The 432-nt window shown below is 68.1% G+C and carries 1 protein-coding gene; it reads right to left on the bottom strand.

Annotated elements, in window-relative coordinates:
• Positions 1-381 (bottom strand): hypothetical protein (locus tag AB4Y92_RS25940; RefSeq protein ID WP_441822235.1); only part of this gene is annotated, 381 nt, incomplete at its 3' end.
• Positions 382-432 lie beyond the last annotated feature (51 nt).

The raw sequence follows: 432 nt of genomic DNA, 5'->3' as shown, positions 1-432 counted from the left end.
GCCGATCGGCTCGCCATCGATGTTGTCGATGAGGACGCGCGTCTCGCCGTCCCGAGTCATGATCTCGAGCCGGTCTGTCCCGAAATTCGAGATCAGGATGTCGCCATTGCGGGCGAAGGCGAGCCCGTTCGGCAAGGTGCCGGCAACGAAGCGGTCCGCGTCGTTTCCGGCCTCGGCAAAGCCGCGGCTCGCCTGCTGCACGATCAGTTGCTGGCGTCCGTCCGGGGCGATGCGCACGACCCCGCCGCGCGCATCGGCCGACCAGAGCGTGCCGTCGCGCTCGGCCAGGATGCATTCAGGGCGCTGCAGGCCCTCGCCGACATGGACGATCGCCGGGGGATCGACCGTGAAACCGTCGATCGGATTGGGTTTTCCGGCCATGGCGCGCCTCAGAAGTTCACCTGGTCGCCGCCCTTCAACCCGAGCGTGGCG

This window comes from Lysobacter sp. TAB13, from assembly GCF_052113885.1.
In the GTDB taxonomy this organism is placed as follows: domain Bacteria; phylum Pseudomonadota; class Gammaproteobacteria; order Xanthomonadales; family Xanthomonadaceae; genus Lysobacter; species Lysobacter gummosus.
This window is presented reverse-complemented; position numbering and strand designations above follow the sequence as displayed.